The organism is Vibrio penaeicida, from assembly GCF_030689305.1.
Classification (GTDB): domain Bacteria; phylum Pseudomonadota; class Gammaproteobacteria; order Enterobacterales; family Vibrionaceae; genus Vibrio; species Vibrio penaeicida_B.
On sequence record NZ_JAUYVM010000002.1, the window covers coordinates 168,247 to 192,055 of the forward strand.

General features: G+C 42.3%; 15 protein-coding genes. 12 read left to right on the plus strand and 3 right to left on the minus strand.

Annotated features, from left to right (window positions below; all coding sequences use genetic code 11):
* Positions 1-4: 4 nt before the first annotated feature.
* From Q8W40_RS03885 to Q8W40_RS03900, 4 genes are all read left to right on the plus strand, one after another.
* Positions 5-862: an ABC transporter ATP-binding protein gene (locus Q8W40_RS03885; protein WP_224055447.1), complete on the plus strand. Its 858-nt coding sequence runs from the start codon at positions 5-7 to the stop codon at positions 860-862.
* 559 nt (positions 863-1,421) lie between these two features.
* Positions 1,422-2,279, plus strand: coding sequence for a hypothetical protein (locus Q8W40_RS03890; RefSeq protein ID WP_305395960.1), 858 nt, complete (start codon positions 1,422-1,424; stop codon positions 2,277-2,279).
* 29 nt (positions 2,280-2,308) lie between these two features.
* Positions 2,309-6,406: a zinc-dependent metalloprotease gene (locus Q8W40_RS03895; RefSeq protein ID WP_305395961.1), complete on the plus strand. Its 4,098-nt coding sequence runs from the start codon at positions 2,309-2,311 to the stop codon at positions 6,404-6,406.
* 47 nt (positions 6,407-6,453) lie between these two features.
* Positions 6,454-8,958, plus strand: coding sequence for a hypothetical protein (locus Q8W40_RS03900; RefSeq protein ID WP_305395962.1), 2,505 nt, complete (start codon positions 6,454-6,456; stop codon positions 8,956-8,958).
* Between the two features lie 131 nt (positions 8,959-9,089).
* Here the strand turns inward: Q8W40_RS03900 and Q8W40_RS03905 are convergent, their stop codons facing one another.
* Positions 9,090-9,632, minus strand: coding sequence for a hypothetical protein (locus Q8W40_RS03905; RefSeq protein WP_305395963.1), 543 nt, complete (start codon positions 9,630-9,632; stop codon positions 9,090-9,092).
* Between the two features lie 319 nt (positions 9,633-9,951).
* On the opposite strand from Q8W40_RS03905, the gene Q8W40_RS03910 reads away from it, so the two are divergent.
* From Q8W40_RS03910 to Q8W40_RS03945, 8 genes are all read left to right on the plus strand, one after another.
* On the plus strand, positions 9,952-11,214 hold the full coding sequence (locus Q8W40_RS03910) for a DUF945 family protein (protein ID WP_305395964.1): 1,263 nt from the start codon (positions 9,952-9,954) through the stop codon (positions 11,212-11,214).
* A gap of 154 nt (positions 11,215-11,368) precedes the next feature.
* Entirely contained in the window at positions 11,369-12,451 is a 1,083-nt protein-coding gene (gene serC, locus Q8W40_RS03915) for a 3-phosphoserine/phosphohydroxythreonine transaminase (protein WP_305395965.1), read from the plus strand.
* 212 nt (positions 12,452-12,663) lie between these two features.
* Positions 12,664-13,398 carry a response regulator gene (locus Q8W40_RS03920; protein WP_305395966.1) on the plus strand — a complete coding sequence of 245 codons (735 nt, stop codon included), beginning with the start codon at positions 12,664-12,666 and terminating at the stop codon, positions 13,396-13,398.
* Positions 13,399-13,401: 3 nt separating this feature from the next.
* Positions 13,402-15,873, plus strand: a complete 2,472-nt coding sequence (locus Q8W40_RS03925) for a hybrid sensor histidine kinase/response regulator (protein WP_305395967.1) — start codon at positions 13,402-13,404, stop codon at positions 15,871-15,873.
* A 163-nt stretch (positions 15,874-16,036) separates the two neighbouring features.
* Positions 16,037-17,056: a sugar ABC transporter substrate-binding protein gene (locus Q8W40_RS03930; RefSeq protein ID WP_305395968.1), complete on the plus strand. Its 1,020-nt coding sequence runs from the start codon at positions 16,037-16,039 to the stop codon at positions 17,054-17,056.
* A gap of 126 nt (positions 17,057-17,182) precedes the next feature.
* Positions 17,183-18,256, plus strand: a complete 1,074-nt coding sequence (locus Q8W40_RS03935; RefSeq protein ID WP_305395969.1) for an ABC transporter permease — start codon at positions 17,183-17,185, stop codon at positions 18,254-18,256.
* Entirely contained in the window at positions 18,253-19,023 is a 771-nt protein-coding gene (locus Q8W40_RS03940; RefSeq protein WP_101111273.1) for an ATP-binding cassette domain-containing protein, read from the plus strand. Before Q8W40_RS03935 ends, Q8W40_RS03940 begins: the two co-directional genes overlap by 4 nt.
* 98 nt (positions 19,024-19,121) lie before the next feature.
* Positions 19,122-20,039 (plus strand): substrate-binding domain-containing protein, encoded by a 918-nt coding sequence (locus Q8W40_RS03945; RefSeq protein WP_305395970.1) that lies wholly within the window; start codon positions 19,122-19,124, stop codon positions 20,037-20,039.
* Positions 20,040-20,175: 136 nt separating this feature from the next.
* Here Q8W40_RS03945 and cydC read toward each other — a convergent pair whose 3' ends face one another.
* Positions 20,176-21,894, minus strand: a complete 1,719-nt coding sequence (cydC, locus tag Q8W40_RS03950) for a heme ABC transporter ATP-binding protein/permease CydC (protein WP_305395971.1) — start codon at positions 21,892-21,894, stop codon at positions 20,176-20,178.
* A complete protein-coding gene (cydD, locus tag Q8W40_RS03955) occupies positions 21,887-23,668 on the minus strand; it encodes a heme ABC transporter permease/ATP-binding protein CydD (RefSeq protein WP_305395972.1) in 1,782 nt (593 codons plus the stop codon). Before cydD ends, cydC begins: the two co-directional genes overlap by 8 nt.
* Between the last annotated feature and the right edge of the window lie 141 nt (positions 23,669-23,809).

Consider the following 23,809-nt stretch of genomic DNA (forward strand, 5'->3'; position numbering starts at 1 on the left):
TGTTATGGATGAAGTACTAAGAATTGTTGACCTTAAACAGCATTTTGTGTCTGGTAAAGGGATTTTAAAGAAGGGCTACACCGTAAAAGCAGTAGACGGTGTTTCGTTTTCTGTTGCTCGTGGTGAAACACTGGGGTTGGTTGGCGAATCTGGATGTGGGAAAAGCACGCTTGGGCGCACAATATTAAAGCTATTTGAACCAACAGAAGGCAGAATATTTTTCGAAGGTGAAGATATAACCAAACTAAGCCCACGACAAATGCGCCCCCTACGTAAAGACATGCAGATTGTCTTTCAAGACCCAATGGAATCTCTCAACCAGCGCCATACGATCGGAATGATTTTAGAAGAACCTTATGTGATCCATGGTGTGGGGACCAATGAGGAACGTAAGAAATGGGTACTGGAATTACTAGAAAAAGTAGGATTACCTGCTAATTCAGTTGAACGTTATCCGCATGAATTTTCAGGTGGGCAACGCCAACGTATAGGCATCGCCAGAGCGATAGCGCTAAAGCCTAAGCTTCTTATATGTGATGAATCTGTATCTGCATTAGATGTTTCAGTACAAGCACAGATTCTTAACTTATTGCTTCGATTACAAAAGGAGATGAATCTTGCGATGATTTTTATCTCACATGATTTGTCCGTTGTTCGCCATGTATCGGATAGAGTTGCGGTAATGTACTTTGGTAAGATTGTTGAGCTAGGGAATGTAAAAGAGATATATGACCATCCCCAAGCGGATTACACCAAAACACTTTTATCAGCGATACCGATCACGCACCCTAAATACCGTGAGCATAAAAATACAAAACCACCTTCGAAAGATGAAAATGAAAGATTATTAATAGATGGTTAGAAATATTTACATTTAAAAGATGAAGTAAGTCGAATATTAATAATTAGATACACTCTATAAGATGAACTTTATATAAAATTAAGAGATAGTTAATACTAGGTTATCGCCTATCAATTTAAATATAGTTTGCTCATACGGATAATAAACAGACTATATATCATATCAAAAATAACAAAGTCTTGGCTGGGCTTGATTGAGTATTTAATACTCACTTTATATCGTAAAAGGAATTACAGGAAAGACAGCATATGAATAAGCATCAAATCTAATTATAGAATTATTTAGTTATATTTAATGAATAATAGCTATGAAAAATCTTATAGTCGCCATGATTATTTATTTTATATATCTGAATAAAACCTCAGTAGTTAATATTGTTATATTATAACACGTTCTGATTTAGTGAGCGCACTATATTTATGCCTTTTAATTACTGTTGATATTTTGAAGAGTAGCGACTGAGTTAATTTCAGTAAACCTTTTTATCCCTTTCATTTTTTAGGGAAGGTCGCGTGCACTTCAAATTTAGGAAAACTAAACAGGAAAAACGGAAACGTTTATGCAGCACACAAATAAATTTGCGTTGCCAAAACTTGTTTTAATGACTGGTGTTTTAGCCTCGTGTAATGCGTTGGCAGATGAGCAAAAGGAAGTTAAACAAGAAGAAGTAGCGAACAGTGCCGTTCAGGAAGAAGTCGTTGAAACCAAATATGGCGGTAGTTTATCGCTCGGTTATCAAACCAATATTTATCATCCAGATGATTATCGTTCTTCACGTACCTTAACATGGAGCGCTAGTTTTTCGGCAACTGAAGGAGACTATAGCGCTTTTGTATCCACAGGGGCGAGGAGGGCATTAGAAGATAAAACAGGTGATTTCTTTACTGATTCAGTAATTGGGTTGTCACATTCTAGCCTTACCAAGTTTGGTGATAGTGGGAATGTCTCTATCAGCGGACAATTTACTATTCCAACGTCTGAAGCTTCACGAAAAGACCAATTGAATACAGCATTCCGCCTTGCATTACCGGTGAGTTATAAGATCTCAGATGTTAGCTTTTCATTATCACCTCGAGTAAGAAAGAGCTTCCATAAATATAAAACCATTGCAGGTAAATCTTTAGCCGAATGGACTTATTCGATATCAGCTGGAAGTAGCTATTCAATTGGTAAGTTTTCGCTTTCTGCTTCCGTTCTCGGCGGTAATACGATCAGCTATCAAGGTAGCAGAAGATCCAGTTTTAGCTATCAAGGAAGCTTATCCGGCAGCTACAAAGCGACAGATAACATAAGTCTTTCTCTAAGCGCTTCATCCAGTGGCGTATACGCAGATGCCGAGCGAGGCACTCTAGGAAATATTGAACTCTTTGATAGTGAAAAAGCGGTTTACGTCGCAACAGCAAAGATTTCTTTTTAGGAAATAAAAACAACAACAGGTAGTTACTTATGAATTTTAAGAAACTGAGTTTGGTCACAGCAATGGGTGCAGCACTAGTAGGCTGTGGTGCTGATGACCAAGCATACGAATATGTAGATAGAGATGTGTATGAATATGCTCTATCTAGTCTGACAGCGGGTACTCCTCGCAAAATAAGCGATGAGAATTGTGTTGATTGCTACGAAATTCCAGTTGATGGTTTGTGGTTATTTCAACAGTCTATGGGTGATCTTTCCAGAACATCTCGAAATACGCCATATGCGTACGACTATATTAATGGCGAAAGACTTGTAAAGCTCAAGTTTACTAAAGATGGTCTAGTGGCTGAGCTAGTTGAAGGTGACATTACTTTTGAAGGGGAAACAACTCGATTCCCACAAGAACATAATGAACCACGTTTGTTCACCATCACTGGTACTTATGAAGGTTATCAATGTAAAGAAGATTCATATGGTGACTGTACCAATGCAGAAGAGAAAATATCTGATCCTAATGTAAGGTGGTGGCAAAAAACTCACTTTACGCCTGATTTTGTTAGTTTAGATATGCATGATGAGCAATATTTCTTCGAGAAGTGGCTAGGTGATAAACAAAGCAAATCTCTGACTCACCTTGAGTTCGATCCTAAGAACGCAGGTGTAATCAACATTGAGCATGAACACAATATCGTCTCTAAAGCTGGCAACCCAGAAAAAGCAGATGTTTTTTATTCATTAGTTCGTCTAGATAAGCTAGCCACTCCGGGATATCAAGCTGTTCATTATGACTTGGAAGAACACAATCGCTTTGGTTTTTTCAAAACGTCGTATGAAAAGTTAGATGAAAATTACATTTCAAATCAAAATGGCTACGAAGGTTATTTCGTTAATCGTTTCGACCCTAGAAAAGATCGTATTGAGTACCAGCTAAGCGATGAATTTTTCCGAAAAGATGCCAATGGGAACCTTGTAAATAAAGTTTGGCTAGAAGCAACTATTAAAGGATTTGAGTATATCAATAATAGTTTGCAAGATCGTTTTTCCCCTAATGGTCGCCTGATTCCGGAAATTGTAATTACAAATAAAACTGAAGCAGTGAATGCAAAAGTTGGAGACATTCGTTCTAACGTTATTCATATTGTTCCAGAAGCCAGTCGTTCAGGTTTGTTAGGTTTTGGTCCAAGTACTGTAAACCCATTAACGGGCGAAATCGTTAGTGCATACACAATTATGTATCCTGGCGTTTCAAAAATGGGTGTTAGTTCAGGCTGGGATGAGTTGGTAAGGCTTTATAATAAAGATGAGTTATCTTCACCATATAATCAAAGTTCATCCCAAGGTTATTCAACTTATAATTCTTCATCAATTGTAAGTAATGTCTCGGTAACAGAGTCACAGCTGCACACCGCTAATACTGAAAAATCTGACTTAGCAGCGGCAAAATCTGAAATGGAATTACCGGCTGAAGAAGTCAGGTATGAAGATCGTATCGATATTGAAGTCGAATTAGCCCAAGATCGCGAAAAGATGCAGCACATGATGGCAAACAACATGTATCCTGCTGAGTTATATTCTGTATCTTCAAAGATTGTTGCAAACAAGACCGATATTACGGAGTTAGACTTTGTTAACCAAGGTTACTTTGTAAACCCGGATGCACATCTCGATTACAGAAAACTTAAATCATGGAGTGACTTGACTTCAGAACAACGTAGTGCAGTAACCCATGCGTTTACTGTTCATCAATATCTAACTACTCTTGTCCATGAAATTGGACATAATATAGGTCTTCGCCACAACTTTGCTGGCTCCTTTGACCATCACAACTTTTATACGGCTCACCAAGCTCAATCTCTTGGATTGAAGGGCATCTCTGCTACTTCTTCGATCATGGATTACACTCCATCGGAAATCAATGTGCATCCTGCATTTGGTCTATATGATCGTGCAGCCCTTAGATTTGCTTATCAACGAAAAGTTGAAGTTCATCAAGAGATTGACGAAGAACGTCTGACAAATGCTGAAATAAATTCAGCAAAAGCGGTAATCCAGACGGACATGTATGACTTAGCTGAACTAGACCAAGCTAAGAGAAATGATCTTTCCCAGAAATCCGCTCTTTCTTCTTTAGTCAACGGTTCGACTCTAAATAGCGATGGAAAAGAGGTTAAATACTTTGGTTTCTGTACTGACGGTAGAGGTCGTAGCAATTCAGAAACAGGCTGTTTAGTATTCGATGAAGGTACAAGTCACGAGGAAATTACTCAAAGTGTTATAAACAGATATAACACTACTTTCGAGTCAAGAACTGCTCGTAGAGATCGCGTAGAGTTCAATGAAAACAATAGGTATCTATCTAAATTCATCACCTTACATCGCACATTTGACCGCGGTAATATGGTAGCTGATGACTATGCTAGTGAGTACAGATTTTCAGAAAAACTCAACCCTATACAAGCATGTCTTTCTCCTTCCAATAGTGAGGAAGAAAATCGTTGTGATATCACTCGCGCAGCATATAAACAGGCTTATTTTTACTTAGATCTTTTAAAATTACCTGAGAAAACTTGTGAAGTTGACGTAACAGTGCACGCTCCAAGTAGCCGTGGTGGGTATGGGGAGATTTATCAAGTACGACAAAACTGGCCTCTTAGTGCTCTAAACTGGGTTGCTGGTATTACTGGTGGTAACGTATATTCAGAACAAAATCATCTCCCTAACTCTTGTTTTGACGAAAAATTGGTAAATGCACTTGAAGCAGGCCTCAGACCAATTAATGGTCAAATGTATGGTTATAGTGTTATAGCAGAATCTAAGCATGGTAACTTCCTAAACAAGGTCACTCTTACAAATAGAGCGAGCTCAGAGCATGCTTCATACATTGGATATGAGGTTGATCATTTGGGAATTTGGCTGGACAAACTTCTAGCTTTGGAATACCTCCTAAAACCATCTGGACTGAGAGGTATCGATTTTGCCCTAGCTGATCTACCCGGTATTCGCCAAGAAATTGATACTTTAGTTAATCACTGGACTTTAGGGACTCCACTTCCTTCCGTATCAGATCAAACAGCGGTTGCGCGTGAGTTTTCTAAAGTACTTAATCCATACGAATTTGTAGACTCTGAAGGTAGAACGGTATCAGTTACTACTTACAAGCCAGCCTGGACGAATGTAGAGATTTCGCCGACACCAGGAAGACTTTCTTGGCACCTTAATCGATGGTATGGAACGAATAATAGCGGATCTACTCCGATCTCTAAGGCGCTTTTATATACGATCACGAAAAATGATAGTTATAGAACAGATTTGTTTAAACCTGAAGCATTTGAGCTTTTAGAGAAAATAGGCTTACGTGACGGCGGTTGGGTATCCTCTAACCCAAAATATATCAATATCCTAGGTGAGACATACTTTGCTGGAATAGATAACTCTATTGGCCATTCTATGATCAGCGATATTCTAAGCACGGATACCTATAAACTTAAATCCTACTCAATTACTGAATTGAATACTCACCTAGAGTTAAGAGCGCGTACGTTAAGTCCAATCATAGATGCATCAGCTACAGCTGCTACTACATCTCAAGCAGAACAAAGTTTTCTTAAGTCTTCCACTGAAGCTCAAGAGATTGCGTCATTTGGTCTTGACGCAAAAGTATTCTTTGATGCGGTAACTGCTCACTACAACTCAAAAAGCTATCCCCGTGAATGGTTGTTTAGCTGGGCCGTGTATTTGGAAGCTCTATGGACAGTAAGAGATCAATTAATTAGCTCAGGCACACTCGTTTTTGACGCTGAAAAGGATTGTTACGTTCTTGGTCAGCTTGGATGTATGTATACAAATAATCTCGATTACGCAGGTACAGCAACTAGTGTAGCTGGAGACATAGTGTTCAAAGCTTGGGATATCTATAAGACTGGTAATACTCAATCAGTTTCTAGATTTATAGCCGAATACTCAGGCAGCTATCAAAATGCGAACTTAGGAGAGCTATTTGATATTAGTGCTAACACTATTAGGTCTTATGTTAGCTCACCAGCAGCAGCGACGATTAAAGAGGTTGATGATGTTGGATTGAGAAACCTAGTTATTATTGATGAAAATCAGAGAGTAAGTCAGTTCTAAAATTTTTCGGTCAGGTGTCAAAGCCTGGCCGATTCATGGAGAGATAAATGAAAAGAACAATATTAGCGAGTCTTATCCCTGCGATGTTATTAACGGCATGCGGTGGAGATTCGAATAAAAACGAAACAAGTCCTATAGCTCAAAGCCGTTCAGACCATACAGAGATTAGGGTCATAGATGGTTACTTATCTAATGCCAATGTATATCTTGATAAGAATGATAACGGTGTTTTTGAAAATACCGAAAAAATTGGGGTTACAAGCGAGTCTGGTTTAATTTTAGTAAAAACCGATGAATTAAAGCACTCACTGGGAGCCATTGCTGTTCCGTATGAAACAGCAGATCAAGACAGACCTTATCATGCTGTTTTAAGAACGTTTGAGCTTCATGCTCCAAATGGTTCTACAGTTGTATCTCCTTTCACGGATTTAGTATATCGTGAGGCTGAGCGCTTAAAGGCTGGTTCTGTTGACTCAATTGATTTATACGTTGCTCAGGCTGCACAGACTATTGAGTCAGAGTTAAAAGTGCTAGGTGCACCAGATAACTTAGATATTTTGAGCTACGATTTCGTAGCTGATAACAGCTTATTTGCCAAAAAAGTACACAAAGTAGCGCTGTCTCTTGTAGAAGCAGAAAAATCTGGTAATGATGACTACCTTACAGATTTGTTACCTTATTTTGTCTCAGAAGCTAATTCACTAAGTGAGAATGTGTTAAGTGATCACAATACATATATTACTGGCGACATCGACGATGCTGGGGACGGCTTTGTATACGTCGATTCTGTAAGAACGGAGGCATACTTCTCGTCCGAAAACAGTAAGCTTCAAGCTTTGAGTGATACAGTTAAAGGATTATCTGCGAAAGTTGGCTCAGAGTTAAATACCCAAAATATTGACATATCTAACCTATTTGAAGGGAAAGTTAATCTTGAAATTTTAAGTACTTTAGGCGAACCACTGACTTCTCTAAATGGTCTTGAATTGAGCGTGTCTGATACTCAATTGACTATTTCTGGTACTCCTTACTTGGATGGTCTTAATAAGTTTATTCTTAAAGCAACTGAGATAGTAAAAGATAAAGAAAAGCGAAATTCGCACGTTATTCTCACTTTAGATGTCGAGCCAAAGTATCTTAAGCCAACATTAACTACAACCGGGAAACGTGAACTTGAACGGTTAGCTTCGATATTCAAGGAATCAGTTACTGGTGGTGATACGATTTTCGTCGAGCTATCTACTGGAGAGTTGTTTTCTCCGGGTATAGAAGCCAGTAGCGTTGGTGAAGAGCGGTTTAATTTAAGTATTGATGCTTCTTTTGGTGATTTGACACTTGGTCAGTTAAAGAATTTACCAAACGCAATTGAGCATAAGCTTTCTATGATGGAAAACGTCACTGAGGATGATAGAAAAGCGCTAGAAACCTCTGAGCAATGGGTTATATATGGAAACGTGGCTAATAATGCCGTTGGTAATTACTCCGTTGGGTATACCTATCAACATGAGGTATTAAGCAAAGACGGAAACGTATTAGATCATGTCGTTGTATCGGAAGAATTTGTTAAGATCACCGTCAAGTCGTTGGCTCATGCTAATAACGTTCGAACTCTAGAGTCTAATATATTTGGTTTTAAAGCGAGTCCTTTTACAGCTGCTAAAGATCTTTATGCTCAATGTAAGCTGGTTAAATTTGATTCGGGTAAAGTATTCTCAAATACCTTCCAAGCCTCAAATTACTCTGCTTGCCCTCAAAACCCTGAGTATTTTGAAATTGGTACATACACCTCAAATGATAGTAAAATAAATTTAATTATAGATGATAAATCCTATGCTCTTGACGTTTGGTTCAACTCACAGGGTTCAACTGGGTTGACTGCATTTACTTTAACTGATGTGCTCGGCAATCAGACTTATCACCAAGGCGTCTATGAGGTAGCAACAGTAGAGGATATAGACCCTATTGAAAGCTTTGTTTTTGGGTCTACTACATCTTTTCAGTATGGCAAAGACGCTTTTTTTAATGGGGATCCCCTTTATGTAAATCGATTCAGTGGCGCTATATTGACACTTGCGAAAACAAGCAAGCGAGCGCAATCTCCAGACTATGTAGACGCTAATCTTGTTTATGTTCAAGGCGAAGAGAAAAAAGCTCCGGAACAAAATATCTACCCTCAATTAAGTCTGGAATTTAATAGAACTTGTAGTGAACTTGGATATGATGACGGAGCTGCCTCCAAAGGTAAGAAGCTAATTGTATCGGAAGTGATTTCTTCCAAGGGAGATATTTTTAGACTCGGTAGAGTGTCAACACATGGTGAAAATTGTGCGTTTTTATATGATACGAGTAATGATTTTGAAAACCTAAGTACTAACTACGCAGAAAGTGATTTTTTTGAAGTTACAATTCATCGTACACCTAAGGTTTTAAATTGGTTTGACCCAATACGAGGTCCCCTTTCTTCAACTAGACAAGCAAATGACCATGTTGAAACATTAAGGGTAGAACACATCCCGACGATTCTTCTTCCAAAAGAGCCTGAGCAACCTTAACTCAAAGCCCCAACACTAAGTTGGGGCTTTTTTACATCAACATTAAATTGAGCCGACAACTAGCGAAAACCAAACACAAAAAAGCCAGAGACTAAAGTCTCTGGCTTTTTAAATTTAACTAGGAAATAAGATTAAAACTTAAATCTTGCTGTCATCATAAATTGGTCGCCGTAGAAGTCATTTAGTAAGCCTTCTAGACCAATTGAGAACAGTTCCGTTGAATGGAAGCGACCGTATACAGAGCCTGTCCACTCATCTTTTTGCTTAATGGATACGTAACCCACTTTACCGCCCACCTCAAATTGTGGACCAAGCCACTGGCGTACACCAAGGTTGATTTGCATCCCGGTATCGATATCTTGGCTATCGTTATCAACCGCGCGGAACAGCATTTCACCTGTAAGGTCAGCCCAGTTGTTTACAGGAGCATGAAATCCAAAACCTGCAGCTAGGTTGAAGTCACCTTTAAATCTAGAATCAATGGTGGCAACCATATGTGCATTTGGGTGAACTGATTTGCTAAAACCACCACCAAACGTCATTGGGCTTGCACCAATTCGAGCTTCAGCATAGTCGTAGTTAAAGTTGCTCATTGACGCGACGTTGTCTTTGTCGGCAGCAAATGAAGAAGCAGATACTGCCATCAAACCAATGGCTAACAGTGTCTTACGCATAATTTAGACAAACCTTATGTAGTTGGTACAGGCAGTGCATGATAGAGCAAAGCCTTTAAGTTCTTTGAATTACTAGGGAATATGATAATGCATCCAACCTAGGATTCATCAAAAATTTAAAAGAATTTCCATTTTTGTGGAGGTTTTCTAACCATATTGACTGAAATTCCCTCTTCGTCACGCAATTCAATGTGTTTGGTTACATCTTGCTCGCGTATTTACACGGTTAAAATGGAAGTGTTTCTAGATATACATACGCTTTCCACTTCTTGCGTAAATTGATGTAGACTGCGTTTTTTAACTTCATATTAAAGACAGCATGCATTCTCTTAAAAAAATGGGCGCCATTGGCGGTGCTATTCTTCTGGTGGCATGTTGGCCACTTGCAGTCGGTCAGATAGCGCAAAAAGTTATCGAAGATGGTGTACAAAATTTAAATAGCAGTTCTGTTAAAGCAGAGATAGCCGAATACGACAGAGGTTACTTTTCTGCGACTGCAATCACTCGCTACACAATCACCGACCCGCAGTTAGTCAAAAGCCTAGAAGCCGACGGTTTGCCTGCTTCAATCGAAGTTGTGCATGATATAAGCCATGGCTTGGTTGGAATCGATGCGCATTCTTATGTGAAGGACTCACTGCTCATTCAATTCGAGCTGGCGACCCAGACTAAATTGAACGGAGACACTCACTTTGAGTTAGTGGGACGAAAATTTAATTTTACTGACTCTAAAGGTGCCGAACTTATTGTCGGTCAGTATGCAGCACAAGGTGTAGCCTCTGTTGCTGGTGCGTTAGAAGCGACAGTTACTGTGCCAAAAGCGTCGGTTAACTTTTCGAACGGCGACAATTTGGTTTTGAACAGCTTTATTGGTGAAGGGGCAGGGCAACGTGAAGGGGACTTGTGGGTTGGCCAGCAAAACATCAGCGTCAAAGGTTTTCAGCTTTCATCAGCTTCTGGGGAAAACGATTTTCAACTTGAAGATCTGCAATATGTGCTGAAAACCAATAAAGACGAATCAGGTGAAAAATTTGACAGCGTGCAAACACTCTCCATTAAAAGTGCTTCAACTGGGGAGAATCACGCCAGAGATTTGGAGCTAGATTTTGCTTTTAACGGTATTAACAGCCAAGCACTAGAGCAACTTATTTCGATTTATGGGACTGGCGAGAACCTGACAGAAGAGCGAATGAACGAAAGTATGCCGTTGCTGGATCAATTGGTCGAAACCGGCTTTGGCGTTCAGCTTAACAAGTTTGCACTCAATTTGGATGGAGGGGACTTCCAATCAGCATGGCAGTTAACCGTTCCCTCTGGGCAAAAAAATGTTTCTCAAAATGCATCTGTACTATTGAATGTCGTTGAGGGAAATTTGGACGCTTTTATTTCTAATGAGCTACTTCAATCCTATCCATTTGTGCGAGAAAACATAGATGAGCTTTTGATTATGGAGTTTGCTAGCGAAGACGCCAAAGGTGTTGGTTTGAATGCGAAGCTGATTAATGGTCAGGTAACCTTCTCTAGCGGGAAGCAAATACCACTTCTTGCACTATTCATGCCTTTGATGGCTGGTGGTAAGTAGAGTTCTTTACCGAAAATAGCGAATTGAATATAAAAAGAAGTCATAAGACTTCTTTTTTTGTGTTTTCTCCGTTTTTTTCTTTTTCCCGATCTCAAAAAGTGGTATTACTGATGTAAATCTCGATTTGTATTTTAACGCAGGAGCATTCTTCATCATGGAACCGATTTATAATTTCAGTGCAGGCCCAGCAGGTTTACCTAAAGCGGTAATGGAAAAAGCGCAAGCTGAATTCATCAACTGGAATGGTATTGGCACGTCGGTAATGGAAATCAGCCATCGCAGTAAAGAATTCATTGCTGTTGCTGAAAAAGCAGAACAAGATCTAAGAGATCTCCTGTCCATCCCTAACAACTATAAAGTGTTGTTTTGCCATGGTGGTGCTCGCGCTCAGTTCGCGGCAGTACCAATGAATCTGCTCGGCGATAAAACAACAGCAGACTATGTTGATGCAGGTTACTGGGCGCTAAGTGCTGTAACGGAAGCAAAGAAATATTGCCAACCTCGCGTTATCGACGCGAAAACGGAAGTTGATGGCAAAGTTGCGGTTACTCCACCTTCTGAGTGGGAAATTGATGAAAACGCTGCTTATGTACACTTTTGCCCGAATGAAACTATTGATGGCGTAGAGATTACAGAACTGCCTGTTACAGATAAACCCATTGTTGCGGATCTTTCATCCACTATTCTGTCTCGCAAAATCGATGTATCTCAATACGGTGCTATTTACGCAGGCGCTCAGAAAAACATCGGTGCAGCGGGTATTTGTATAGTAATCGTTCGTGAAGACTTGCTTGAATTGGCATCAGATGCACTTCCAAGCATTCTTAATTACAAGGTATTGGCTGAAAAAGACTCCATGTTTAACACACCACCTACCTATGCATGGTATTTATCTGGGCTAGTTTTTGCATGGTTGAAAGAGCAAGGTGGCGTAGAAGCAATAGAGCAGGTAAACAAAGAGAAGGCAGATCTACTGTACAATTACATTGATGCTTCTGATTTTTATCGCAATCAGGTTCACCCAAACAGCCGTTCGCGCATGAACGTACCTTTCCAGTTAGCGAAACCTGAATTAGACGGTAAGTTTTTAGAGTTAGCTCAAGAAGCCGGTTTACAGGCGTTAAAAGGTCATCGAGCAGTGGGCGGTATGCGTGCTTCTATTTACAACGCAATGCCACTAGAAGGTGTGCAAGCTTTAGTTGAATTTATGAAGCAGTTCGAGATCGAATACGCCTAACAATTCACAAAGTTTAATTTTAAGAGCCCAGCCATGTGCTGGGTTTTTTTGTCTCCATTTTTCGTGCGCTATTTGATTGTCTTACGTGCTCAAAGCAAAGGGTGTTTATAAGGTATAGACTTTACACAAGTCACAATTTTTGAGCATTTGTTCGCCAAACTGACTAAATGAGTGTTATCACAATAAAATTTCTCACAATTTGGAGCTGAAGTTTGCAACTCAAGGAAAAGAGTATTCGCACAGTCGTTGTTGTGGATGACGACCAAGACATTCGAGATGTACTTGGAGATGCCTTATCTCAGCAAGGGCATAATGTCATATTGGCTGAGAATGGCGATCAGCTTATGTCTGCGTTCAAACAATACAATCCTGATGTCATATTGTTGGATTTACGGTTGAAGCAAGAGGATGGTTTGCAGCTAGCAAAGGCAATTCGGGAACAAAGCACAGTCCCAATCATGATGCTTACCGGTAAAGGTGATGAAACCGACCGTATCATCGGCTTAGAAATCGCTGCTGATGATTATATGATGAAGCCGTTTAACCTTCGGGAACTGATTGCTCGTGTCAATGCATTGCTTCGACGGTCAGACTTAACGCAAACGAAGGCAATTCACGTAGAGCACGAACAATATTGCTTTGGACCTTGGAGCCTGAATATGTCGACAAGACAGCTTCTTCACGAATCGGGTAAGGAGGTCAGTTTAACGTACGGAGAATTTACACTGCTTCAAGCGTTAATTACCTCACCAAACTGCGTGTTGTCACGGGATCAACTGATGGATAAAACCCATGGTCTAGCCTCGGATTCGAGTGACAGAACGGTTGATGTCCTCATTCTCCGATTACGAAGGAAAATTGAAAACAACCCACGGTTGCCCGAGTTCATTCAAACGGAACGAGGTGTAGGTTACGTGTTTAGCAGCAACGTAACTCGGGTAGGTTAACCTATGATTCGATTGCAGAGTATCCGCACTAAGCTCCTATTTTCGGTTGTTGGTACTTTGCTGCTTACCCTTTCTCTTGCCAGTGTTTTTGTCTATACCACCCAGCAGAACCAGGCTCTTATCGACGACATTGCCTCAGAAACCCTCGAAGATATCAATACCGCGCTCAGTCTTTCAGAAAGCGTTGCTCAAGTGGCGGCAATGGCACCTTATGCCGCGGATTTTGCAAGACCATTCCATGTTCAAAATGAGAGCCAAAGGCTACAAGAAAAAATCAAGGATCTTAAGTCCGTAGCGGACCACCTAAACAATCCAGAAGCCAAAGATACCTTGTTGAAAAAAGTAGAAACGCTGGATACATCCATTCAAGCCTTGCTAGCCAACGTAACGAAAGAGCTTTTCACTCGTGAAGACCTTCTTTCACTTCAATTCGACTTGCATCCTCTAATGGCTCACAGTCAAGGAAAGGTATTCATTAACGCCTTTACTCGAAATCCAATGGCTGTGCCCCACGTTCTCATTGAACAAATGGAAACGTATACGAATCAACAAGCACTTTCTGGAATCTCAAATATTTTATCGGAGCTCAAAGCCCAGCAGAAAAATGTGTCTGAGGTTCGCCGTAACAATGCCTATGTTCTTTCTTCCATTCGGGCGCAATCGGATCAAATGACCGCATCGGTACATGAGTTTGTGATTGCCTTGCAGCAACATTTGAGGTTTCAACAAAAGCAATCCGAACGGGCAATAGATCGGGCGACTGTGTTTATATCTATCATCATATTACTGTTGCTGCTGAGCGGTATTTATCTCCACCGGTTCAACTCCGTGTTGACCAGAGATCTCAAAACAGTGACCGAAGAAATGTCGAGCTTAGCGCAAGGTAAGACCAATATCGCCGTGGCGAATATTCAGCGTAATGATGAAATAGGGGAGCTGGCTCGAACCTTCGAAGCATTCCAAAAAGAAGCCATCGAAAAAGTCCGAGTAACAGAAGATTTGCGAGTTCAAAAGAATTTGCTCGAAGCCATCTTCAACAATATCCAAGATGGGCTCAGTGTGTTTGACGATCAAGATAACTTGGTTGCATGGAATAGACGTTACCTGACGTTATTTAAGCTCCGACCTAATGAAGTGAAGGTTGGCATGCCTTTAAATGACTTACAAACACTCATGGCAAGAACACCTTTTCGCACGCGCAACTTAATGCAAGAAACGCTAGAGCTACAAGAGTTAAATGAAGAAAGGAAAGACCGTTCAGCAGTATTTGAGCGCTATTTCGATGATGGCAGAATTATTGAATTTCGGAGCCAGCCTATGCCAGAAGGTGGCTTTGTAACACTTTACAGTGATCTCTCAGAAAGAAAGGCGATAGAGCAGCAACTACAACAAGCCCAAAAAATGGAAATGCTGGGGCAGCTTACAGGTGGAGTCGCGCACGACTTTAACAACTTACTGGCCTCACTCATGGGGAATCTACAATTGCTTGAAATGTTGCCAAACCTCAGTGAAAGCCAAGAAAAATATCTTTCCAGAGCGCTCTTAGTGACAGAAAAAGGCAGCCAGCTGGTGGAGCGGCTGTTGGCATTTAGCCGCAAGCAGCAATTGTATCCGGAATGGGTGCCCGTGGATGACCTAATTGCGAGTGTTCTAGACATCTCTGCCTACTGCGTAACGCCGAATATCACAGTAAATACTGATTTGGCACTGGGGGAGCAGTGCATCTATGTTGACCCTTCTCAGTTGGAGAATGCGCTCTTAAACTTAATTTTGAATAGTTCTTCGGCTATGCTCAATGGTGGAGAACTCACGCTGTCGACATATAAATCGTCCCAAAGTGAACACATTATTCTAGAAGTTATTGATACCGGTGATGGAATGAGTGAAGAAACGATGCAGCGCGCGTTAGAGCCATTTTTTACGACCAAGCAAACTGGTGAAGGGAGCGGTTTAGGTCTCAGTATGGTTTATGGGTTTGTTACACAGAGTGGAGGGGAGATCGACATTCAATCGTCTCTTTCACAAGGCACAAGCGTTAAGCTCATTCTTCCAATTGGTCAGCAGCCTAAATTAGAGAATGGACAACAAAAATTCAGTGACCCCGCTATTACTGTTAAGCGTAATGCATCGGTTCTATTAGTCGAAGATGACATCGAAGTTTCCGGTGTTATTAGAGAGCAGCTTGCACTAATGGAGTTCGAAGTGAGTGTGGTTCATTCAGTGCAGCATGCGCTGGAACATTTGGCGGTAAATACATGCGACTTGGTTATCTCCGATGTGAATTTGGGCTCAACTGAAGACGGTGTTCAGCTACGCCAGACTCTTGCTTCTGATAACCCTAGTTTGCCCGTTATACTCACTTCAGGGCTACCGATTGAATCTCTAATCGAACACCATCATTTCAATCCTGAATGGCGCTTTATCGCCAAACCTTTTCAGTACGAACAATTAAAAGCGATGATCAACATATCGTAAATGTGCACATAAATAATCCCATTAAATCAAAAGGCTAGATGTATTATTTCAATTGTTAACGAGTTTTCTTCGCTTTGAAATCATTCATTAGTTTTTCCCTGTCACTTTTGTAAAACCAAGGAAGGAACTGACCTTGGATTTATAACTTGTAAGGGAGTAAACCATGAAAAAGCTAGTCACCATCGCCGCGTTAACGGCTGCCATGTTCAGCGCACCTCATGCATTTTCTGCGGACAAAACCATTGTGGGTTTAATTACCAAAACCAACACCAACCCTTTTTTCGTCAAGATGAAAGAGGGGGCGGAAGCCAAAGCGAATGAATTGGGAATGGAATTGCGTTCTTTCGCTGGGCGATACGATGGAGATAACGATTCACAGATTCAAGCGGTAGAAAATCTCATCTCATCTGGCGCGAAGGGCATTTTGATCGTCGCAAGTGACCCTGTCGCATTAACACCTTCTATCGAGCGTGCTCGTAAAGCCGGCATAGTTGTGATTGCTCTGGACACGCCATTTTCTCCAGCCAATGTTGCCGATGCAACGTTTGCTACCGACAACTTTCTTGCAGGTGAACTGATTGGTAAATGGGCAAAAGCCAAACTGGGTGCAAAAGCGAAAGACGCCAAAATTGCGTTATTAGACTTAAGTACTGCTGGTATTACTGTCGATGTCGCTCGTAACCAAGGATTTTTGAAAGGTTTTGGTGTTGACGTCAAAGACGCAAATAAAATGCGTGATGAAGATGACTCTCGTATTGTCGGTAATGACGTGACCCAAGGTTCTGAAGAGGGCGGTCGCCGTGCAATGGAAAATCTTCTACAAAAAGATCCGAGTATTAACGTGGTATACACCATTAATGAACCAGCAGCAGCGGGCGCATACGAGGCACTAAAAGCGGTTGGAAAAGAGAAAGACGTGCTCCTTGTATCGGTTGATGGTGGTTGTTCGGGCGTAGAAAACATTAGAGACAAAGTGATCGGTGCAACGTCGATGCAGTTCCCATTGAAAATGGCCTCTCTGGGCGTAGAGGCTATTGCGGAATACGCGAAGTCGGGTGTTAAACCCGGAGCGACCCCTGGTAAGGGCTTCTTTGATACCGGCGTTGAGCTGATTACAGATGAACCCGTTGATGGAGTTGCATCTTCAACATCAGCGCAAGGGTTAGGTAAGTGTTGGGGGTAGTGTTCAGAGTTCACTAATGAAAGCGTAATCCTCATTCACCTAAATTATATTGAGGTGAATGAGGAACAAACCTGATCGAAACGTCGAGTGCGATCAGGTCAGATGTAAAAAGTTAAGGAAAACGCTATGACACACCCTTCGTCATCAGAGTCCAATTTTGAAAAAACAGCGGAGCAAAACACGGACAAAAGCTTTGCTGAATTTAAAGAGCCAACTTCGATTGGCTTAAACGTGCAGAGGTTTTTACATAATCAGCCGACCGCAGCCCCATTTTTAGTCCTTATTTTGGCGGTTGCCATTTTTAGTTTTCTGATTGGTGACCGATTTTTACACCCATTCAATATGTCACTGATCCTGCAGCAAGTTACGATTATTGGTGTACTTGGTATTGCTCAAACGCTCATCATTTTAACCGCTGGAATCGATTTGTCGGTGGGCGCGATTATGGTCTTATGTTCCGTTGTTATGGGGCGCATGGCGATGGATTTTGGTTTACCCCCCGTTTTGGCGTTTGGTATAGGCATGCTGGTGGGTACTTTGGCGGGCATGATTAATGGTTTATTGGTCTCGCGCTTTAAGCTTCCCCCATTCATCGCAACACTGGGTACGTGGAACATCTTTTTCGCACTGAACCTTTGGTATTCCAACAGCCAAACTATTCGTTCTCAAGCCATTGCCAAGAATGCGCCATTGCTGCAATGGATGGGCGAAACCGTCGAATTATTTGGTGCGCGGATAACCTACGGCTCTATGCTCATGATCGTGCTCTTTGTCGTTATTTGGTATGCGTTGAATTGGACGGCATGGGGGCGGCATGTCTACGCCACGGGCGACGATCCAGATGCCGCCAGACTAGCCGGTATTCGTACTCAGAAGATATTGATGTCGGTTTATGTGGTCGCTGGTTTCGTTTGTGCCATTGGAGCGTGGGTGTTAATTGGTCGAATTGGGTCGATAAGCCCTCAAGCGGGTTACACCGCCAACCTCGATTCCATTACCGCGGTGGTGATTGGTGGAACCAGCTTGTTTGGTGGGCGAGGTTCTATATTCGGTACTCTGATTGGTGCGCTCATTGTAGGTGTGTTTCGAAACGGTTTGGCTCTGCTTGGTGTGGATGTGCTTTGGCAAGAGTTTACCGTTGGGGCGTTGATTATTGTTGCGGTTGGTGTGGATCATTGGATCAGAAAGGTATCGGTATGAGTGATGTCGTATTGCAAGCAAGAGGATTAGTGAAGCGTTACGGTCGAGTCACGGCCTTGGATGGAGCGGATTTTGATCTCTATAAGGGTGAAATTCTGGCAGTGATTGGTGATAACGGTGCGGGGAAATCCAGCTTGATTAAAGCGTTATCGGGAGCACTTGTTCCTGATGCAGGTGAAGTGAAGTTAGATGGGCAGGCGGTTTCATTTAAAAGCCCGATGAACGCAAGAGAAATGGGCATAGAAACAGTGTACCAAAACTTGGCGGTCGCACCCGCTCTGAATATTTCCGATAACTTATTTTTAGGGCGCGAAATTCGTCGCCCCGGAATACTGGGTTCAGTTTTTCGCATGCTGGATAAGAAAACCATGAATGAAAGGGCAAAGCAGCAGTTAGCGGATCTTGGTTTGATGACCATTCAAAATATAACCCAAACGGTAGAAACGTTGTCTGGTGGTCAGCGACAGGGCGTTGCGGTAGCAAGGTCAGCTTTGTTTGGTAGTAAAGTAGTCATCATGGATGAGCCTACAGCCGCTTTGGGTGTGAAAGAATCCAGAAAAGTACTCAACTTGATTCGTCAGGTAAGGGACAGAGGGCTTCCAGTGGTGCTGATAAGCCACAATATGCCCCACGTTTTTGAAGTCGCGGATCGTATTCATGTTCACAGACTGGGTAAACGTGCAGATATAATTACACCGAAAACACACTCTATGTCGGACGCGGTTGCTATTATGACAGGAGCGGTAGAACCGGGCACAGCTGCCTGAATAATACAAAACAACTTCCCCCTTTGATGGCACTATTTGAACGTCTGTTGCAAAGGTTCCTTGTCCAAAGGGGGAGTTGGAAAATAAAGGTGTCATGTATGCGTAAATTTTTGCTTTTGTTGATGGTGAGTGTTGCTTTGGTTCCCAGAGTTTACGCAAGTTCTGACTATTCTATTGGCGTGTCAGTTGCTGATCTTACCAACCCTTATTTTGTCAAAATGATTAAAAGCATTAAGTCGGAAGTGGCGGAATTACCGAACAAAAGTATCGACGTTATCGTTCGTTCTAGCGCTTACGATTTAGATCGGCAAATCCAGCAGATTGAGTCTTTTATTGATAAAAAAGTGGACTTAATCATGCTTGTCGCTTCCGATGAATTAGCGATTGCACCAGCGGTAATCCGCGCACAACGCGCCGGAATCCGCGTAATAGCGGTAGATGTAAGAGCTTCGGGCGCGGATGTCACTATTACAACGGATAATATTCAAGCGGGCGAAATATCGTGTTTGAACCTAGTGAATAAACTCAATGAAAAAGGCAAAGTTCTTATCATCAATGGCCCTCCTGTTTCTGCCAGTTTAGATCGTGTTGCGGGTTGTAAATCCGTTCTTAATGACTACCCCGACATTGAATTACTGGATGCGAACCTCAACGGAACGGGCAGCTATGATGGCGGCTTAGAAGCCATGGCCTATGCGCTTCATGCCTATGAAAAGATAGATGGAGTGTTTGCGATTAACGATCCAACGGCGTTAGGTGCAGAGCAAGCATTGCTTCAATCTGGTGCCCATGTTTGGATAACTTCCGTTGATGGTGCACCTTTAGTGATTGAGGCATTAAAGGAAAATCGTCAAAACTGGCTGGGGACGGCAGCACAGTTTCCGGCGCAAATGAGCAGCAAAGCTGTGCAAATAGGGCTTGAACTGATTGGCGGTGGAAAGGTAGAGAAAGAGCTCGTCTTGATTCAGCCTGAATTTATTAACGCATCAAATTACAGGGCGTTTTCCGGTTGGTAAGTAACGCCTTCAAACTTCGTTAAAGTGCTTATGCATTATTTTGAGATCACTTAAGTAAAAGCCAGAGTCGTGGACTCTGGCTTCAATTTATTTCACATTTTTACATGCGCCAATTTACGTATGGTGCAAAGGCGAGTTATAGCGTTTGGCAAAGCTGATAATAGCGCTCTTTCTTCTCTATGAGTTCAGCGTGACTGCCTGTTTCAATAAATTCACCTTGTTCCATGAGGCAAATTTTATCCATGGTGTCCAAACCGACTAATCGGTGGGTAATGAATATCATGGTCTTGTCGCTAAAGTGTTTCTCAAATAAGGCAACCATTTGTTGCTCGGTTTGCTTGTCTAGACCTTCGGTTGGCTCATCCATTAGGACAATAGGGGAACGGCGTAAAATGGCACGAGCGATGCCGATTCGTCTTTTCTCACCGCCAGAAAGCTGCCTGCCGCCTTCGCCAAGCCAAGTATCCAACCCTTTGTCTTCATTCAGTTTAGACAGCCCAACTTGTACTAGCGCATCAATAAGCTGCGCATCCTCAGCATCCGGTAGGGCGATAGTAAGGTTATCTCGTAAAGTGCCATTTAAGATATCGACACGTTGGCTAATCACCGAAGTGGATTGTCTTAGGGCACTTTCATTCCATTGAGTAAGATCTTTCCCACCAATGGATACTGAACCATATTGTGGATCCCAAATTCGCGTAGCCAATTGCAGCAAGGTCGATTTCCCAGAGCCTGTTTGGCCAACAATCGCTATTTTTTCCCCTTGCTCAACCGACAAGTTAATGTTTTTAACAACCGGAACCGAAGGGTCATAGCCAAATGTCACGTCAGACAATTCCATCGAGAAATGAGCGGGCTGAGTGGTACTTTGCTCCACAAATGTGACTTCTGGGTCAGCATGAATAATTTCATTGAGGCGTCTAGCCGATGTGACGGTTTGCCCTAAATATTGGAACGCGCCAGCGATGGGCATCAGCACTTCGAAGCTCGCCATTGTCGCGAATGCAATCATTGCAATATAAGGATCAGGTGCTCGTCCTCCGACGCCATCTGCCGCTAGCCAAATCATGAGCACTAATGTCAAACCACTGGCAAGCATAAGAAGGCTACTAGCAAGCCCTGTAATTCGGGCATGTTTTGCTTGGTTTACCATTAAATCGGTTTGCTTATCCGCAATGTTACGGCGGTAGCGTTCTTCAACCCCAAACAGCACCAGTTCGGCATGACCCTGAATCCAATCGAGCGTAGCAACCCGAAGGTCCGATTTATTGAGCGTCAGTTGCTGACCGTTGAGCTTACCTAACTTATAAAAAATGATGGGCCAGATAAAGACTAGGGAGAGTAGAATGCCACCCAAGGTTAACCCTAATACTGGATCAAACCAGCAAAGAAAAACCGTCAGTGAAATAATACCAAGCGTGCTGACTACTAGTGGGCTAATAAGCCTCAGGTACACGTGGTCCATTGCATCAATGTCTGCGACTAATCTGTTGAGTAGATCAGCATCGCGAATGTTGGCAACTTTACCTGGGATCAGCGGAGTTAGTTTTTCGAAAAAGAAAATACGTAAATCGGTAAGAAGCTTGAACGTTGCATTGTGGCTCACAACGCGTTCACCCCAGCGACCAGCCGTTCGGCTCATTGCGAAACCACGTACAAACGCTCCGGGCAGCATGTAATTGAAGGTTTCACGAGCAATAGACAAACCAGCCACAGCAGAAGCTGCGATAAACCAGCCAGACAACGTCAGCAACCCAATAGAAGCGAATAACGTTGCGAAGGCAAGTAACATGCCTAGCGATAAACCAAACCAATGCTTCTTATAGAGTTTCAGATAGGGCAATAAATCACGCATCTAGATTCCCCTTATCGCTGTGTGAATCCATAGTCGACTTCAGCATGTCTGAAAACAAGCCATTTTGTTGATTGAGAGCGTCAAAATGCCCCTGTTCCACGATTTGTCCATCTGCCATAACCAAAATATTGTCGACGTCTTTCAATGGTGAGAGTTGGTGGGTAATCATCAGCGTCGTTTTGGATTTAATCTGGCTCGCTAAGCCTTCCAGTACCAATTTTTCACTTCTTGCATCCAGACTGGCAGTGGGTTCATCAAGAATCCAAAATTCGCCATTTTGTAGCATTGCTCTTGCGAGTGCGAGTCGTTGTGCCTGACCGACAGAAAGACCACCTGATCGATCACTGACCATGTAATCTAAACCATGTTGAGATACAAACTCATTGGCATAGCTGTCTTTCAAAACTTGATTTAGAGTTTCTGTAGACGTTTCACGACCAAACGTAACGTTTTCCAAAATAGAACCGTTCAGGAGTAGGGGGTTTTGGCCCACCCAGCTTATGTTTTTACGCCAACTGATTAAATCGACCTCTTTTAAATCAATGCCGTTGATTTCTATGCGTCCTTCATACGGCAAGAAGCCTAGTATGGCGTTAATAAGACTGGTTTTCCCGGCACCACTTGGACCAACAATTGCTGTCGTTTGGCTGGTATCTAAGTCAAACGAGACAGGACCAAGTAATTGACTTCCTTCTGGGCTGAATACTTTTAAATCTTTCACTTTTAGAGATATCGGTTCGGATTTGGCAATTTCCGATGTACCCGAGGTAACGCTGTCGACGTCTGTTTCGAGAAACTCGACTAAGCTTTCCGCTGCACCGATGGCCTGGGCTTTGGCGTGATAGAAAGTACCGAGATCACGCAAAGGTTGATAAAACTCAGGAGCCAGAATCAAGATAAACAAGCCTGAAAACAGCGTAATGGCTGCGCCATAGTAACCAAAGTTCAATTCACCGATAAAGGCAAAACCGAAGTAAACCGCGGTAATGGCGATAGAGATAGACGTGAAGAATTCTAGAACGGCTGAAGATAGGAACGCGACGCGTAAGACATCCATAGTACGTGAGCGCAAGACTTCAGAAGCGCCTCGCATCACATCGGTTTCCGATTGCGCTCGGTCAAACAGACGAATCGTGGTCATTGCTTGCAATCGGTCGTAGAAATGCCCGGATAGGCGTTGCAGCGCTTTAAAGTTTTTACGGTTAGCATCGGCGGCTTTCATGCCGACCAATGCCATAAATAAGGGGACTAATGGAGCCGTCACTAAAAAGATAAGCCCCGCAGCCCAGTTTGTTGGGAAAACCACCACTAAAATAACAAACGGAACCAGTACAGACAGTGATACCTGAGGTAAATAACGGGCAAAAAAGTCTTGGAGGTTTTCTACCTGCTCAAGCAGTAAGGTTGCCCAGCTACCAGCAGGTTTGCCTTTTATGTAGGCAGGTCCGAGCTCGCGAAGGCGATCGAGGATAAGTTGTCTTACGTAAATGCGGATCTGTTCGCCACAGCGATACCCAGCTAATTCTCGACCCCAACTGCAAATTGCTCTTCCGATAACGGCACCCACTAAACCTGCAAAATGAGGAAGCAAGTCGTATTTGTCGGCGTTTTCAATAATGAGCTGATGAAGAATGGTGGCCAGCAGAGCTGCTTGAGCGAGAAGGAAGAGGCTAGATATGACGCCCAGACCGACGGTAATCATTAACCAGCGTTTGGCGAGTTTGCTTTGTTGCTTGAGCCATTTATTTAAGGCGCGCTGCTTATGTTTGTCCATGTAAGAGACTTTAAATTCAGAATTTATTTTTGAAAGGGGGATTATATACCTAAGTGTGCCAAAGATGCAGCGGTAAGCTTCGTAAGAGTCGAAAATAAAAACAAAAAATCCGGTAATGAAGCCGGATTTTTAATCAATCTA